Here is an 892-nt window from a genome sequence, read left to right as displayed (position 1 = left end):
TGCAGGGCGTTCTTGCTATCGATTTCCTTGAAGCCGTCACGGGCCTATCCGGGAATGATCTGAGAACTGCCGATGTTAGTTTTACCGGCCATTCTTTGGGCGCCGGGCTGGCAGGTTATGCTCCCGCAAACGACGATATCCTGCCTTATACATGGGATTTGAAATGCGCTGCATGAGGCTTGTCAGCTTCGCCGCGCTGATGAGCGTGTTCCTGGCACTGGTCGGCTGCGGCGAGACGCTGCCGACCTATCGCTACAAAATCAAGGAATTTAAATATGCGCGCGGAAAGCGCTCGGCAAGGAAGATCTACATTTCATGAAAAATAATAGATCATTTAAATCACTAGCATATGGCTTATTTATAATATTTTTCTCAAATATTCTATCTGCCTGTGATCAAGTCGACGACAATTTTATTTCAGGAAAAACTGGGGTCTGTGAGTTTTCAAAAGAATACCTGTTTTCGGATTATGTAAAAAAAGTAACTTACCTAGACAATAAAATCTCAAGTTGCCTTCTAAGAATTTCTGAAAAAGAATTCAATGATTACATAAATTTGGAAGGCGAAATTACGCTCCATAGAAGATCAGGCTCTGTAAAGAGAGAAGTATTTAGTCGAAATGGTTTATATAATTACCTAACACTTGCAACTGAAATTCAAGGATCATACAGATTTTTGGATGAGAAATTATGTCGAACAGTGATCGAGGGAGAATACTGTGCAAAAATATTCGTTACCCCATTCAACACGGTAGTGTTCGTCGGAGATGATAACTCTGTCGACGCGTTTTCAAAGAATCGGATCAACTTATGAGTTTGAGAATGCGGATGGCGTTACGTTTCGGCCGAAAGCTACAGTCTCCGCTTCCGTTCGCGCTTTTGGTGCTTCTCAT

General features: G+C 42.5%; 1 protein-coding gene. It reads left to right on the top strand.

Features of this window, described 5'->3' with window-relative positions; genetic code table 11:
* Positions 1-163: 163 nt before the first annotated feature.
* Positions 164-319 carry a hypothetical protein gene (locus KCG44_RS14280; RefSeq protein WP_218446799.1) on the top strand — a complete coding sequence of 52 codons (156 nt, stop codon included), beginning with the start codon at positions 164-166 and terminating at the stop codon, positions 317-319.
* The last annotated feature ends 573 nt before the right edge of the window (positions 320-892 follow it).

The organism is Pacificimonas pallii, from assembly GCF_019204005.1.
In the GTDB taxonomy this organism is placed as follows: Bacteria; Pseudomonadota; Alphaproteobacteria; order Sphingomonadales; family Sphingomonadaceae; genus Pacificimonas; species Pacificimonas pallii.
The sequence above is the reverse complement of the archived record's forward strand: the minus strand, read 5'-3'. Positions and strand labels throughout refer to the sequence as shown.

Excerpts from the sequence above, each read along its gene's own strand:
- KCG44_RS14280 (WP_218446799.1), top strand. The coding sequence starts at position 164 with ATGCGCTGCATGAGGCTTGTCAGCTTCGCCGCGCTGATGAGCGTGTTC.